This is a genomic window from Sphingomonas adhaesiva (assembly GCF_002374855.1).
In the GTDB taxonomy this organism is placed as follows: Bacteria; Pseudomonadota; Alphaproteobacteria; order Sphingomonadales; family Sphingomonadaceae; genus Sphingomonas; species Sphingomonas adhaesiva.
On record NZ_NWVC01000002.1, the window covers coordinates 371,431 to 385,580 of the forward strand.

The 14,150-nt window shown below is 71.3% G+C and carries 13 protein-coding genes; all 13 read right to left on the minus strand.

Annotation, left to right across the window (positions count from 1 at the left end; genetic code table 11):
- Positions 1 to 12: 12 nt before the first annotated feature.
- Positions 13 to 924 (minus strand): GNAT family N-acetyltransferase, encoded by a 912-nt coding sequence (locus COA07_RS06310; RefSeq protein WP_245842038.1) that lies wholly within the window; start codon positions 922 to 924, stop codon positions 13 to 15.
- On the minus strand, positions 921 to 1,874 hold the full coding sequence (locus COA07_RS06315; protein WP_096640630.1) for a polysaccharide deacetylase family protein: 954 nt from the start codon (positions 1,872 to 1,874) through the stop codon (positions 921 to 923). The genes COA07_RS06310 and COA07_RS06315 overlap by 4 nt, the downstream gene beginning before the upstream one ends.
- A gap of 47 nt (positions 1,875 to 1,921) precedes the next feature.
- Complete coding sequence (locus COA07_RS06320; protein ID WP_245842060.1) at positions 1,922 to 4,699, minus strand: DUF3857 domain-containing protein; 2,778 nt, start codon at positions 4,697 to 4,699, stop codon at positions 1,922 to 1,924.
- Between the two features lie 277 nt (positions 4,700 to 4,976).
- Complete coding sequence (gene uvrC, locus COA07_RS06325; RefSeq protein ID WP_066710999.1) at positions 4,977 to 6,896, minus strand: excinuclease ABC subunit UvrC; 1,920 nt, start codon at positions 6,894 to 6,896, stop codon at positions 4,977 to 4,979.
- Between the two features lie 105 nt (positions 6,897 to 7,001).
- A complete protein-coding gene (locus COA07_RS06330; protein ID WP_066710998.1) occupies positions 7,002 to 7,382 on the minus strand; it encodes a hypothetical protein in 381 nt (126 codons plus the stop codon).
- Between the two features lie 107 nt (positions 7,383 to 7,489).
- Positions 7,490 to 8,104: a F0F1 ATP synthase subunit B family protein gene (locus tag COA07_RS06335; protein WP_066710997.1), complete on the minus strand. Its 615-nt coding sequence runs from the start codon at positions 8,102 to 8,104 to the stop codon at positions 7,490 to 7,492.
- Entirely contained in the window at positions 8,097 to 8,591 is a 495-nt protein-coding gene (locus COA07_RS06340) for a F0F1 ATP synthase subunit B family protein (RefSeq protein WP_066491507.1), read from the minus strand. The genes COA07_RS06335 and COA07_RS06340 overlap by 8 nt, the downstream gene beginning before the upstream one ends.
- 65 nt (positions 8,592 to 8,656) lie before the next feature.
- A complete protein-coding gene (locus COA07_RS06345) occupies positions 8,657 to 8,884 on the minus strand; it encodes a F0F1 ATP synthase subunit C (protein WP_066491509.1) in 228 nt (75 codons plus the stop codon).
- A gap of 46 nt (positions 8,885 to 8,930) precedes the next feature.
- Positions 8,931 to 9,719: a F0F1 ATP synthase subunit A gene (locus tag COA07_RS06350; protein ID WP_066710995.1), complete on the minus strand. Its 789-nt coding sequence runs from the start codon at positions 9,717 to 9,719 to the stop codon at positions 8,931 to 8,933.
- A 28-nt stretch (positions 9,720 to 9,747) separates the two neighbouring features.
- Complete coding sequence (locus COA07_RS06355) at positions 9,748 to 10,080, minus strand: AtpZ/AtpI family protein (RefSeq protein WP_066710993.1); 333 nt, start codon at positions 10,078 to 10,080, stop codon at positions 9,748 to 9,750.
- 246 nt (positions 10,081 to 10,326) lie between these two features.
- The gene (locus COA07_RS06360) at positions 10,327 to 10,701 is read right to left on the minus strand and encodes a YdbL family probable chaperone protein (protein WP_066710991.1); all 375 of its coding nucleotides are present in this window, start codon (positions 10,699 to 10,701) and stop codon (positions 10,327 to 10,329) included.
- Between the two features lie 4 nt (positions 10,702 to 10,705).
- Entirely contained in the window at positions 10,706 to 10,924 is a 219-nt protein-coding gene (locus COA07_RS06365; RefSeq protein ID WP_066710990.1) for a YnbE family lipoprotein, read from the minus strand.
- A complete protein-coding gene (locus tag COA07_RS06370) occupies positions 10,921 to 14,070 on the minus strand; it encodes an intermembrane phospholipid transport YdbH family protein (protein ID WP_096640632.1) in 3,150 nt (1,049 codons plus the stop codon). The genes COA07_RS06365 and COA07_RS06370 overlap by 4 nt, the downstream gene beginning before the upstream one ends.
- Positions 14,071 to 14,150: the final 80 nt, after the last annotated feature.

The window sequence follows — 14,150 nt, forward strand, 5'->3', positions numbered from 1 at the left end:
CTCCGCCCGGCGTTACCGCCGTACCCGCTTCACCGCGCGCGCCACCGCGGGCACTTCCGCCCAGCGTTTCGCCGCCGTCACCGCGCGTTCGAACCCGGCCAGCCCCGCCAGTGCGGCGCGGTTGGCGAGCGTGGGGCGCAGCAGCAGGACGTCGCGGCAGGCGACGCTGCCGGTCGCGAGCGTGCGCTTGTGCTGGCCCTCGCCCTCGGTGAAGTCGAACCGCGCGAAGCGGTCCGCGAACAGATCAGTCAGCGCCGCCTCCATCAGGACGCTGCCCGGCGACAGCTCGCCGAACGCCGGGTCGTGCCCGACGTAGTCGTAGCGCAGCGAATCGCCCTCACCCGCGCCCCACAGATAGGCGATCGGCGCATCGCCCAGGAACAGCAGCCAGCCGCGCGCGGCATCGACCGCCGCGCGCTCGCGCATTTCCTCGACGAACGCCGCATCGCCGGGCAGCGCCGATCCCAGCAGGCGTTCCTGATAGGTGGTCGCCGCCACCGCGCGCGCCAGCGGGTGGAACGCCGCCATGTCGGCGGGCGTGCGGTAGCGGCGGATGTCGAGCGCGCCGCCATTGGCCGCGGCGAGTTTCTTCGCCTTGCGCTTCATCCCCGATCGCGCCTGCCCCGACAGGCAGGCACGCCACGCCGCCTCGCCCGCGGTCAGATCGACGTAATAGCGTCGGTAGCGTTGCCGGACATGGCCGATCCCCGGCGCGGCGATGACCGCGGCATCGGGCAGCGAAGTGACGAACCAGCCGTCCTGATGCGCGGCCAGCGCGGGCAGCACCGGCGCGTGCCCGGCCAGCGCCTCGTCCAGCGACAGGCCGATCCGCACCAGATCGCGCGGGATCGACGCCAGCGTGCGCGCGCCGATGCGGAACGACAAGGCGCCCGCCGCCCCGCCCGACGCGGGAGGCGCGCTCACGCGGCGCGTTCCTCGACCAGCGTCGACCACGCCTGTTCCACCTGTCGCCAGCGCAATCGCAGCGCGCTGGGCGGCAGCGGCGCGTCGTCGCGGCCGGGGCGCAACGCGGGGCGGTCCGCGAAATGCGCGGTCGGCGCCGCATCACGCCGGGCCGCCAGCATCGCGCACAGCGCCTCGAACCGGCGGACATGGACGCGATTGGGCGCGGTGGCGGCGCGGTTGGCCAGTTCGAAACTGTGGCTGACAATGGTCAGCGCCTCATGCCCGCGATCCACCGCATGGTCGATCGTCGCGCGCATCTCGGCGGTGGACAGCGCACACACCTGCACGTTGCGATAGCGGCCGGGGCGATCCTCGATCAGCGTCACCGGCACTTCCATCACACCGCGGCGGCACACCGGCGCGATCTGTGCCGCGGGCAGCCCGATCGCGCTGGGCCAGGGCGCGTGCGCGCCATTGTGGCTGCTGTCGTAGCGGATGCCCAGCATCGCCAGCGCCGACAGCGTATCGTCGTTGGCGGCATAGCTGCCGGCGCGGAACGCGACCGGCGCGGGCGCCCCCGCCGCGGTCAGCAGCGCGATCCCCTTCGCCAGCAGCGCGGCCTGCGCGTCGCGCGAATGATCGATCAGTTCGAACCGGCCATGCGTCGCCCCGCCGTCGCCGGGATGCGCGCCGACCCAATTGGGATGCAGGTGCAATTGCACCTCCTGCCCCGCCGCCAGAATCGGCGCGACGACGCGCGCGATCGCCTCTTCGCCGTAGACCAGCGCGGGCATCGGATCGACGAAGAACGTCGCCTTCAGCCCGTGCCGCGCCAAGAGGTCGAGCTGCCACGCCAGCCCCACCCCGGCCGGTTCGATCGACCGTTCGCTGATCGCCGGCAACGCCAGCCCCGCGGCGTGATCGCCCCAGCGGAACTCGGTGTCGATGGTCAGGAAGACGTGCGGCATGACGGGGGGTGTAGCAGCCGAAGGTAAACGGACGACTGCGCCGCCTGCTACCCGGTCACGCCATAGCGGGCGTAGGTGGCGGCGATCTGCTTGTCGAACATCGTCGCCGCGGTCATGTCCGCCGCCGCCTCCGCGGTGCGACCCAGATGGCGGCGGGTCAGCGCGCGCAGGTACAGGACGTCGGCCGAGCGCGGCATGATGTCCGCCGCCGCGTCCAGGTCCGCCAGCGCCTCGTCGAACCGGCCCATCCGGTAATAAGCGAAGGCGCGGCTGTGCAGCGCCGGCCCCGCACTGTCGGACAGTTCGATCGCGCGGGTGCAATCCTTCAGCGCGGTGTCGAGCGCGACATTGCCGATCCCCTTCACCCAGCAGCGCGCATTGAGCAGCCCGGAATCGCCCGGCCGTTCGGCAACGATCGCGTCGAGCAGCGCGACGGCCTGGTCGGGTTCGCCCCCCGCCTTTGCCGCCATCAGTTCCGCGCGGGTCTGGACGGCACCGATCCGTTCACGGTCGCCGCGCGCGATCCGCTCGTCGAGCAGCGCATAGGCCGCCGGCCGGTCGCCGCGATGCGCGGTCAACTGCGCCAGCGCCAGCAGCACGCCGTCATTGTCCGGTTCCAGCCCGCGCGCCTGCTGGTAATCGGCCAGCGCCTCGCGCGGGCGGTCCTCCTCGATATACAGCGCCGCGCGCTGCGTGCGCAGCCGCACCGAATCCTCCAGCTCGATCGCGCGCGACAGGTCGGCGATCGCGCCCGGATTGTCAAACAGCCCGGCGCGGAACGACGCGCGGCTGGCAAAGGCGTTCGCTTCCTTCGGATCGCGCGCGATGACCGCGGAGAGGGCCGCCTCCAGCGGCCTGAACCGACCGTCCTTGCGCCCTGCCAGCACCTGTTCGGCGCGGTTGGGCAGCGCCGCCGGCGCCTTCAGCCGCAACAGGTCGGCAAGCGCCTGGGCATATCGCGCGCGCTCCGCGGCCAGCGCGTCCGGCGCGACCTCGGCACCAATGGCGTCGACGCGCTCCTCGATGGTGAAGGTGCCGCCGTCGAGCGCCACCTGCCGACGCAGCTGCCGCCCCGCCAGCATCGCGGGCAGCGTGCGGGATCCTTCCAGCTCCCATGCTGCATCCTTGTCGGGCAATTGCCACGTCGCGCGGTACACCGTGCCACCCGGCGTCCCGGTCGAGACGGGCAGGTCGCGCCACGCCTGGCGCGCGCGATCAGGCGTGAAATCCAGCAGGCTCACCACCCGGTCGACATTCATGCGATAGCGGCGGTTCTCCCGCCGCCATGGCGTGGTGACGATACCGCGCCCCGTCACGGTGGCGGTCGCGGTGGCGGCGTCGTAGCGCATATCCTCCGACACGAACTGCGCCTCGCCCGTCTCCTCGGTGATGATGCCGCGCAGCAGGTCGCGCCGCTGCTCGGCATCCGCCTGGCTCGCCGCGCCGGCGAACATCTCCGCGATGCGGCCGCGGATCATGATGCTGGCGTCGAACAGCGTCGGGAATTCGACGCCGGCGCGCTGGTCCCACTTCATCTCGACGATGCGGTCGGGGCGGGCATCGGCGCGCAGCGGCAGCGCCTCCAGCGCCGCGCCAGCCGTGCGCAGCGGCAGGATATGGCGCAGCGGCGGCATGTCGTGGATATCCTCCAGCCGCGATCCCAGCCCGGTGCCGTCCAGCCACAGCGTCTCGCCGCCGATCGTCGCGCGCACCAGGATATGGTCGAACACCGCCGCCGACGGCAGCCGCGTCGCGACGATCGCGCCCATCTGCACGCTCGCCAACGCCGGCTCCGCCGTCACCCCCAGCCGGTGGAGCAGCGCCAGCAGCAGCAGCGTCTTCGCCTTGCAATCGCCGTAGCGCAATTCCCACGTCCGCGCCGGCGCCTGCGGCGTCAGCGCGCCGCCGTTCATCCCCACCGCCAGATAGCGGACCTTGCCCTGCACCAGTTCCAGCGCACGCTGCGCACGGCGCAGCGGATCGCCTTCCGCCGCCGCGATCGCCGCCGCCTCGCGGTCCAGCGCGCTGCCCGGCGCGATCAGCCCGTCGGTGGCGTACAGCGGCGCCAGCGTGCGCGACACGTCGGCCCAGTCGGCGAAGTTCGTCGCCTCGACGATCGGCAGGCGTTGCAGTCGGTCGGGCAGGTCCTCGGGCATGTCGGGCGCCTTGGGCAGCGGCAGCGCGACGATCACCTCGTGCAGGTCGCCGACGTCACGCTCGGTCGTGGCCAGCCCGGCGGCATAGCCCTTCCACTTCGCCGCCTGCGCGCGCGGCCAGATCAGCCGCGACCGCGCGAAACCGGCGCGGAACGGCGCGGCCGGGGTCATGGTGACCACCATCGCATGCGCGCCCAGCGCCTTGTCCGATTGGCCGATCGAGAAACTGGTGCGCAGCACGTCGCCGACCTGCAACCCCTCGACCGACAGCGTCGCGGTCAACAGGCCGGTAAGGACGTTCTGTTCCATCTGCTGTTCGCGGCGCAGCACGGTGAATTTCTGCCCCGCGGCGATCAGGTCGATCGTCTTGCCGTCGCGCACTATCTCCAGCCGGTGGATGGTCAGGTCGCCGCGATCGGGCATCCACGGGATCGACAGGTTGCCCATCTGCGCCAGCATCGCGGGGGTCACCGCGCGGGTGGCGGTGTCGATATAGGTGACCGACTGCGCGCCATCCAGCCGCGCCTGATTGTCGAACAGGACGATCGCCGGGGCATCGCCGCTGACCTGCGCCGCGGTAATCGCGGGTGCCGCCGCCACCCAGTCGGGCGCGGGCGCGTAGCGCACGGTTTCGGATGCCTGCACCGATGCCGCGCTCGCCATGAGCACGACCGCCAACGGCCATTGCCGCATCACCCCTGTCCCCCCGGATATGTTCCCCGCAGTTCAGCGTAGCGGGTCGCCGTGAAAGGGAAAGCCCTGGTTTCGGGCCGGAGCGGCGCGACATTCCGCCACCCATCACCCTTCCTATCGAATCGGTCGTCATCCCAGCGAAGGCTGGGATATCCCGGTCATAGCGGCAGACAGGAGCCGGTGGAGGTCCCAGCCTGCGCTGGGGCGACGTTTCGGGCCGAAGGAAAGGGCCGCCCGCCCCGCCCCCCCCGCATCACCGCGCGTGGTAGAAATCGTACACCTGCTGCGCCACCCCGGCGCTGACGCCGGGCGCCTTGCGCAGATCCTCCAGGCTGGCGTTGCGCACCGCGCGGCCGGTGCCGAAATGCATCAGCAGCGCCTTCTTGCGCGCCGGGCCGATGCCGGGCACCTCGTCCAGCGGGCTGGCGCCGATCGCCTTCGCCCGCTTGGCGCGGTGCGCGCCGATCGCGAAGCGGTGAACCTCGTCGCGCAGCCGCTGGAGGTAGAACAGCAGCGGCGCATTGACCGGCAGCGTCAGTTCGCGCCCGTCCATCAGGTGGAACACCTCGCGCCCCTCGCGGCCGTGGTGCGGCCCCTTGGCGACGCCGACCAGGCACACGTCCTCGATCCCCAGATCCTCCAGCACCGCCTTGGCCGCGTTCAGCTGCCCGCGCCCGCCGTCCAGCAGCACCAGATCGGGCCAGGTATCGCCGTCGCGGTCCGGGTCCTCCTCCAGCGCGCGTGCGAAGCGGCGGGTCAGTACCTCGCGCATCATCGCATAATCGTCGTCGGTCGCCGCCTGCTTGATGTTGAACTTGCGATACTGGCCCTTGCGGAACCCCTCCGGCCCGGCGACGACCATCGCGCCCAGCGCATTGGTGCCCTGGATATGGCTGTTGTCGTATACCTCGATCCGGTCGGGCGGCTCGGCCAGTTCGAACAACTCGGCCAGTTCGCGGTGCAGCCGCGCCTGGGTGGTGCTCTCCGCCAGCCGCCGTTCCAGCGCCTCGCGCGCGTTGCGGGTCGCCTGATCGAGCAGCCGCTTGCGCACGCCGCGCTGGGGCACCTGCATCTCCACCTTGCGCCCGGCCTGATCGGACAGCGCCTGCACCAGCACCTCGGCCTCGGGCAGCACGCGGTCGATCAGGATCGTGCGCGCGGGCGGCACCTCCTCATAGAATTGCGCCATGAACTGGGTCAGCACCTCGTCCTCGGGCACATCGGCGGTGTGCGCGGGGAAGAAGCTGCGGTGGCCCCAGTTCTGCCCGCCGCGGATGAAGAACGCCTCGATCCCGATCAGCCCTTCGTGGCTGGCCAGCGCGAAGATATCGGCATCGCCCACGCCCTCGGCATTGATGAACTGCGTTCCCTGGATGAAGGTGAGCGCCTTCAACCGGTCGCGCAGCACCGCGGCCAGCTCGAAATCCATGTTCTCGGCGGCGGCCTGCATCTGCGTGCCCAGCTTCGCCTGGACGTCGGTGGTCTTGCCGGCGAGGAATTTCTTGGCGTCGGCGACCAGCTCGGCATAGCCCGCGTCGTCGATCCGGCCGACGCACGGCGCCGAACACCGCTTGATTTGGTACAGCAGGCACGGGCGGTCGCGCGTCTTGAAGAAGCCGTCGGTGCAGCTGCGCAGCAGGAACAGTTTCTGGAGCGCGTTGAGCGTATTGTTGACGCTGCCCGCGCTGGCGAACGGGCCGTAATAGTCGCCCTTCGCCCGCCGCGCGCCGCGATGCTTCTGGATGCGCGGGAAGTCGTGATCGGCGCGCAACAGGATGAACGGGAAGCTTTTGTCGTCGCGCAGCAGCACGTTGTAGGCGGGGCGGTACCGCTTGATGAGCTGCGCCTCCAGCAGCAGCGCCTCCGCCTCGTTGTTGGTCGTGACGATCGTCATCGACCGGGTCAGCGACACCATCCGCTGCAACCGCTTCGACAGGCGTTCGACCTGCACGTAATTGCCGACGCGGTTCTTCAGCGCGCGCGCCTTGCCGACGTACAGCACGTCGCCCTTGGCATCGTGCATCCGGTACACGCCGGGCTTGAGCGGCAGAGTCTTCAGAACATTGCGGATCGCCGCCACGCCGGTTTCCAGATCGGGCGTGTCGGCGCCGCGAACGGTATAGGTCGCGGCTTCCTCGTTGAAGCGGTCGGGGGGGCCGTAATTGCCGGTCATCGCCCGCGATCTAGGGATGCGCGGACTCGGCGGCAACGCCCGGCAGGTGCGATTCGGGGAGGCATGGCTGCCGGATCGGGTCCGGCATGACGATGCGCAGGCGGATCACGGCCGCCGCCACGCCGCCGGCCAGCGATCGAAGTCCGCGCCGGCCCAGATCGTGCCGTCCGGCTCGACCGCGAAGAAGGCGAATTCGGGCGGGTCGGGCCAGCCATGCCAGACGCGATCGCGCACGATCCAGCGGCGGCCGTCGACCTGCGCCAGCGCGACCGTGTCGTCGCCGAAGCGGCCGATCACCGGGTCGCCGTCGATCGCGGCGCGTTCGGCAGCGGTAGGCGTGCGCCACGTCACCGCGCGGCGGCGGCAGCGGCGGAAGCGGTGGAGGAAGCGCAGGTCGTCGGCGAGCGACTGGCCGAAGCCATCGGGGTCGACGCCCGGCTCATCGCGGCGCAGCAGCGCGCGGAGGCGATCGGTCCAACGGGCCATGCCGCATCATCCCGCGCCGCGCGGCGCGCGGCAAGCCCGCGCCCGAAACACGAAAACCCCGCCGCGACGCGACGGGGTCTTCCTGCGGGCAACGCAGAACGCGGCGCTCAGTTGAGCCGGCCGACCCCGGCGATCGCCTTGTCGATCAGCGGACGGTCGGCGTCCTGGCCGTGCCGCTCGGCGATCAGCGCCGCAGCGGCGGCGACGGCGGCCTGCGCGGTGCGGGCGCGGACCTCGGCGATCGCCGCACGCTCGGCGGCGGCGATCTTGTCCTCGGCCATCTTCGCGCGGCGATCCATCAGCAGCGCGGTGTCGGCCTTGGCCTTGGCGATGATCGCGGTCGCCTCGTGCTGCGCATTCTCGCGCATCCGGGCGGCGTCGCTTTCGGCGGACTGCGCCTTGGCGGCATATTCGTCGCGCAGCGCCTCGGCCTCGCGGCGCAGCTGCGCGGCCTCGTCCAGCTGGCGGCGGATTTCGCCGATGCGCTTGTCGAGCATCCCGGCGATCGCCGCCGGCACCTTGGCGATGACCATGCCGACCAGCACCACCAGCGCGGCGATCCCGACCCAGCCGGTGTCGTTGAAGCCCAGCGCGGTCGGCGCGGCATGTTCCACGGCGCCGCCATGGACGGTGCCGGTCATCCCGCTGCCGTTGGCGACGTCATGCGTCTCTAGCGGCTGCGCCTCGATGTCCTGCACGACGGTGGAGGTGGGATTAGCCATGTGTCATCTGCCTGCGCACCGCCTCGTTGGCGGCTTCGGGGGAGATGGCGACGCCCGACAGGCGCTCGACCAGCTCCTGTGCGGCTTCCGCCGCGATCGTCTGCACGTTGACCATCGCCGCCGCCTTGGCATTGGCGATCGCCACGTCGTGATGCGCCACGCGCTCGGCCAGGTCGGCGTCGGCGGCACGCATCTGCGTTTCGGCAGCGGTCGCCGCCTGCGCCTTGGCCTTGGCGACCTCGGCCTGCGCGGCGGCGCGCGCGGCGTCCATCCGCGCGGTCCATGCCGCCTCGGTCGTGTCGGCCTGGCCGCGCGCCGCTTCGGCGTCGGCCAGATCCTGCGCGATCTTCGATTCGCGCAGGTCCATCACGCCCTGCACCCTGGGGACCATCATCTTGCCGATCCCGAAATACAGGATGCCGAAGGTGACGAGCAGCCAGAAGATCTGCGAGGCGTAGGTGGCGGCGATCTGACTGATTTGAGGCATGGGTGTCCGCTATCCTTGGTGCCCCGCCCGCACGGGGCGGACGGGACGGGTCCGTCGGCGTGTCGTTACGCGACGAACACCAGGATGATCATCGTCACGAAGGCGAGCAGGCCCAGAAGCTCCGCACCGGCGAAGCCGATGAACAGGCGGCCCTGCTGGCCGTCGGCGGCACCCGGGTTGCGCAGCGCACCTTCGAGGAAGGCGGCGAACACGTTGCCCACGCCCAGCGCGGCAATGCCCATGCCGATCGCGGCGAGACCAGCACCGAGCAGCTTGGCGGCGGTTGCGTCCATGTCAGTAAACTCCCGTGAAAAAATCAGTTGGTTGAACGAAGGAAACTCAGTGCAGGTTGACCGCGTCGTTGAGATAGACGCTGGTCAGCAGCGCGAAGACATAGGCCTGGATCGCCGCCACCAGCAGTTCGAGCAGCGTGATGCCGATCATCAGCGCGAAGCTGGGCAGGCTGACGATCGCGGCATAGCCGGCGCCCATGTTCAGCCCGTTGATGACGAACGCCGCCAGCACCTTCAGCAGGATGTGCCCCGCGGTCATCGCGACGAACAGTCGCAGACCCAGCGAGAACGGACGGACCAGGAAGCTCAGCAGTTCGACGACGAAGATCAGCGGGATCATCACCACCGGCGTGCCGTGCGGCACGAACAGGCTGAAGAAGTGGAAGCCGTGCTTGCCGAAGCCGACGATCAGCACGATCGAGAAGCTGATGATCGCCAGCACGCCGGTGACGGTCAGGTGGCTGGTGATCGTGAACGGGTGCCAGCCCGGCACGATGCCGACCGGCATCAGCCCCAGGACGTTGGCGAACAGGATGAACATGAACAGCGAGAAGACGTAGGGGACGAAGCGCTTGCCCTCCGGCCCGACGTTCGACGTCAGCATGTTCTGGACGAAGCCGGTGAACCCCTCCACCGCGGCCTGCCAGCGGCCGGGCACCAGCTCGCGCTTCATCCCGCCCAGCATGAACAGCCACAGGCAGACGAGGGTGATGACCATCCACAGCGCCGAATTGGTGAACGACAGATCATAGCCGCCCACCACCCACTTCTGACCGAGCACAGGCTCGATCAGGAACTGGTGCATCGGATCGATCTTGCCGCCTTCTGCCGCCACGCGCTGGTCCCCAACCGTCTTACATACGTCAAGCGCCCGGTTCGTCCGGGCGCCTGGTCGTCAACCGAATGATCTGCCTGAACGCGACGCCGATCCCCAGGAACAGCATCACGATCAGCGCCCAAGGCGTCGTGCCGAACCAGCGGTCGATGAGCCAGCCGATCAGCGCCGAGCCGACGAGACTTCCGATCAGGGCGGCGAGCACGCGGTTGCCCAGCTGATAGCCGGCCTCCCCATCGTCGCGCACGGCCCCCGTGCGGATCGCTTCGTCCCTGCGTGCCCGCTCCAGCCGTTTGTCGAGGGAGGCGAGCCGCGGGTCTTCCGCGCCGTGGAAATCCTGTCCGGGTCCATTCTCCGACACGCAGCATCCCCATCCCGTGATCGTGTACGAACCAGGAAGGGGAAGTCGCTCTGTCGGCGAGCAGCCCCGCCAAGGCACGGCCCGGTTAGCCGGGGGTCCGGGGGGTGTCAACCGTTGTGGATCAGGGAGAGGCGGTGCGCGGGAACCGCGAAAGGCCCCTGCCTGCGCAGGGGCGACGCAGGATATCGGCCGTCCTCCCAGCGCAGGCTGGGACCTTCATCGAGCGCAGACCCCCGTCCTACCGGATCACACGCACCGCGAATCGCGCACCGGCGCGCCCGCGCCGCGGGTTTCCCACGAACCGTCGGGGGTGCGATATTTCTCGCCCGGCTTCGTCTGCGCGATCAGGTTGCAGCCGCTGGTGAAAGCCAGCTGCTCCACCGTCGCGCCGCTGGCCTGCGCCTTTTGCGTATAGGCGGCCTTGCGCTGGATGTTGATGTTGCTGACCAGCGCGCGCAGCTGCGCGTTGCCGCCGCCCACCACGCCGAGATAGCCGTCGGGCTGTTCGCCCACCTCGCCCGCCGCGCGCGCCGCGGCATAGGCCGGGTCGCGTTGCGCCCAGGCGGCGCCCGACACCGCGGCCAGCGCGGCGGCGATCATCAGAATGGCTTTCTTGGTCATGGCGTCAGAAAATCCCCGGATTCTGCTTGATGAGCGATTTCGCTTCGTTGTCGAGGCGATAGACCACTTCCTGCGTGACGTTGATGTTCAGGTTGATCTGGATCGGCTTGTCGGGTGCCGAGATGTTCACGCACCCGCCCGCGATCAAGGGCATCCCGGTCATCACCGCCATCGCCAACAGCTTCGTCGTCACGCTCACCTTCCGCAATCCCGTTTCGGTCATGGCACATTCCCGCTTTCCGGGGGCTGAACGGCGCCCCCCTGTTCCCCCTGCCCGCCCTGTTGCGAGTGCCGGGCCGCTTCCGCCTGCCGGTTCTGCTCCGCGATCAACGCCTGGAGGTTGCGCGCGACCAGCCGCTGCGGATCGTAGAAGCTGGCCGCCGAATCGATCAGCCCGCGGAACGGCGCGCGGATCGTGATGTTGAACACGATCGGCAGCCGCGTCAGGCGGCTCAGCAGGAAATTGCTCTTGGCGCCCGCGCCCTGGCGGATGCCGGTGAAGCGCACGCCGGTCACCATCTCGCCCGCCAGCGGCCCGTCCATCTCCAGCACCAGTTCGCGATAGGTGAGCGAGCGCAGCGACTGGAAGGCCAGATTGCCCCAGAAGCCCAGATCCTTCTCGGTCAGTTCGCCCAGATAGGCGATGCCCCCGCCGCCGGCGCGCGCGGTCAGCCGCCCGCCCTCGATCCGCCCGCCATTGGCGTCGAACACCATCGGCAGCACCCCGTCGAAGATGCCGGTGGCATTGAGGTTCGAGAAATCGAACTGCTGCAGGAACTTGCCCGCGTCCATGCCGGTGACGTGGAAGGTCATGCGGCGCGTCTGCCCGCTTTCGGAAAAGTCCAGCAGCGTGGGGTCGAGCGACAGCGTGCCGCCCGCGAACGGCCAGGTGCCGCTGGTCACCTTCACCTTCGTATCGCGCAGCGTCTGGAACACGATCCGCCCGTCGGTGACGGGAACGCCGGGGTTGATCGACGCCACCGTCGCCACCTGCCCCGGCGCGCTTTCCAGCACCAGCAGGTCGGTGAAGCGGATCGTCCCCGCCAGCCCGGTGACCGGGCCGAATGCGGCAGCCAGATCGGTGCCGGGCGTGGTGAAGGTGCCGGTGCTGGTCACGCCCTTCGCGCCCCAGTCGATGTCGCCCTGCCCGCTGACCGTCCCCTTCACGTCGGCGATCACGCCGAACGTCAGCCGCGTCAGCCGGTCGGGCTGCAACCCTTCGCCAAAGGTGATGCCGGGCACCGCCAGATGCGCATGCCCCTCGCCGGTCGACAGCCGGTGCGCGATGGTGACGTCGGCCACCTTCGTGCCGGTGACCGGTTCGTGGAGCGTGCCGCGCGCGTCGATCCGCCCGTCCTTCAGCACCAGCGCGACGTCGCGCGCGGCCATCGGCTCGAACCGCGCGGGCGTCTGCGTGTCGGCGACCGACAGCGCACCGTCGAGCGACAGCACGCCGCCCGCCAGCCGCCACGTGCCGTCCCCCGCGCTCATCGCCAGCGGGACGTTGGCGACCTGTCCGCCCAGCCCCGCGAACGCGCCCGCGACGCCCGCCGGCGTGACGCGCCCGTCGAGCCGCGCGGCGGCGATGCGGGTCACGCGGCCCTCAGCGCCCAGGTCAGCGCGCACGTCCGCCAGCGCGAAGCCGCGGTCGCCCAGCCGCACCGTGCCGCCCGCCGTCTCCACGGCCAGCGGGGTGCCGCCGATCGCGCCGCGCAGCGCCGCCGCACCGATCCGCGCGCCGCCCGCCACGCGCCCGCCCGCCACCTCGACCAAAGCCGCGCCGGTCGGGCACAAGGCCAGCCGCGCGGGGTCGAGCCGCAGCCCCGACACCGCCAGCGCGCGCACCGCCACCGGGGTGCAGGCGGGGTTGAGCGCGATGCGCGACCCGCGCCAGCGCGCATCGACCGGCACGACCAGCCCGTCGACCCGGCCACCGTCGCCCAGCGGCCCGCTGAGCGTCACCTGCGTCGTCACCCGCCCGCCCGCGAGGCGTATCGGGGTCAATGCCAGCCGCGCGCCGTTGGCGGCATAAGGCGCCATCCGCACCGTTCCCGCGATCGCGCCGCCGGCGCGCTGCGTCAGGTCGGCGGCGATCGTCGGCAGCCCGCCGCCCGCGACGCGCATCTGCCCGCCCAGCGCGACTCCGCCGACGCGCAGCGCATCGCCGCTCACCGTCGCGCGCGCGCCGCTGACGGCGGTCAGCGTCAGGTCCGGCACCGCCACCGCGCCATCGGCCAGGCTGACCCGCGCCGCCAGGTCGAACGCGCGACCGGCGCGCGCCGCCGCCAGCGCGGCCTGCCGCACCAGCGGCGCGACCGGCGATCCCGCCGCCGCATCCGCCTGCGCCGTCACCTGCCGCAACATGGCGGGGGCCAGCGCCGTGCCCCGCGTCGCCACCGATCCGGCAAAGGCGGGCGCCGTGCCGCCCAGCGCGTAGCGGGCCGCGATCGTCGCGCCCTTCGCGCGCGCGCCGGGGACGGTGAGCGGCCCCGACGCCAGTTGCACCTCGCCCTTGGTTGCGCGGGCATCGCCGTCGAACGCGATCGTCCCGGTCAACCGCTCGACGCCATAGCCGGGCGCGCGCACCGTCGCGGCGCCGGCATGATGCAGCCTGCCCTGCCACCGATCGAACCCAGCGCCCAGCGTCACCTGCGCGCCGGCCGCGACCTGCTGCGAGGTCACGCCGCCGGAGCACGCGACGCGCTGCGCGCCCAGCGGGCCGGTCAGCGTCGGCGCACCGCGGCGGATGGCGACCGCCAGCACGGCGTGGACATCCGCGACGCTGCACCCGCCGGCGGCGACGCGCGGGGCGACCGCCGCGATCGTGCCGGCGAAGCCGTCGTCCAGCCGCCCGCGCCCGGTCAGTTTCACGCCGACGACGCCGGCCGGCGTTTCCACCCGCGCGCGCGCGTCGGCGACGTCGAGTGCCAGGGTCGGCAGCACGAACGGCGCCGCCCCGCCCGTCGAGCGCGGCAACAGCCGGTCGATCGCGCCCAGCGACAGCGTGCCGTCGATCCACCGCGCCCGCGCGCGCACCCGCCCCGCGCGCACCGCAACGACCCGCGCACCCGACAGGCCGACGTCGGTGGACGTTTCCACCCAGTCGGCGACCAGATCGGGGTCGCGCGGATCGCCGATCACCACATTCGTCAGCCGCTGCCGCCCCAGCCCCAGGTCGGCGATATGATAGCGCGCCGGCACGCCGCGGGTAGCCAGTTCGCGGTCGATGACATGCGTCGCGATCGGCACGCGCGACAGCCACACGCCCGCGGTCGCGGCCAGCGCCAGCACCGACACGGCGACCAGCGCACGGCGGGCACGCCCGCCGCTTTGCCCGCCCCGCCGGGGCGGCTGCGCCGCCGCGCTCATCTACGCCACTCCACCCGCATCATCCGCACAATGCATAACCCCGCCCGATCGCCTCACGCAATTGCGCGCCCGCCGGGGGC

Excerpts from the sequence above, each read along its gene's own strand:
- COA07_RS06315 (WP_096640630.1), bottom strand. The coding sequence starts at position 1,874 with ATGCCGCACGTCTTCCTGACCATCGACACCGAGTTCCGCTGGGGCGAT.
- uvrC (WP_066710999.1), bottom strand. The coding sequence starts at position 6,896 with ATGACCGGCAATTACGGCCCCCCCGACCGCTTCAACGAGGAAGCCGCG.
- COA07_RS06330 (WP_066710998.1), bottom strand. The coding sequence starts at position 7,382 with ATGGCCCGTTGGACCGATCGCCTCCGCGCGCTGCTGCGCCGCGATGAG.
- COA07_RS06335 (WP_066710997.1), bottom strand. The coding sequence starts at position 8,104 with ATGGCTAATCCCACCTCCACCGTCGTGCAGGACATCGAGGCGCAGCCG.
- COA07_RS06340 (WP_066491507.1), bottom strand. The coding sequence starts at position 8,591 with ATGCCTCAAATCAGTCAGATCGCCGCCACCTACGCCTCGCAGATCTTC.
- COA07_RS06345 (WP_066491509.1), bottom strand. The coding sequence starts at position 8,884 with ATGGACGCAACCGCCGCCAAGCTGCTCGGTGCTGGTCTCGCCGCGATC.
- COA07_RS06360 (WP_066710991.1), bottom strand. The coding sequence starts at position 10,701 with ATGACCAAGAAAGCCATTCTGATGATCGCCGCCGCGCTGGCCGCGGTG.
- COA07_RS06365 (WP_066710990.1), bottom strand. The coding sequence starts at position 10,924 with ATGACCGAAACGGGATTGCGGAAGGTGAGCGTGACGACGAAGCTGTTG.
- COA07_RS06370 (WP_096640632.1), bottom strand. The coding sequence starts at position 14,070 with ATGAGCGCGGCGGCGCAGCCGCCCCGGCGGGGCGGGCAAAGCGGCGGG.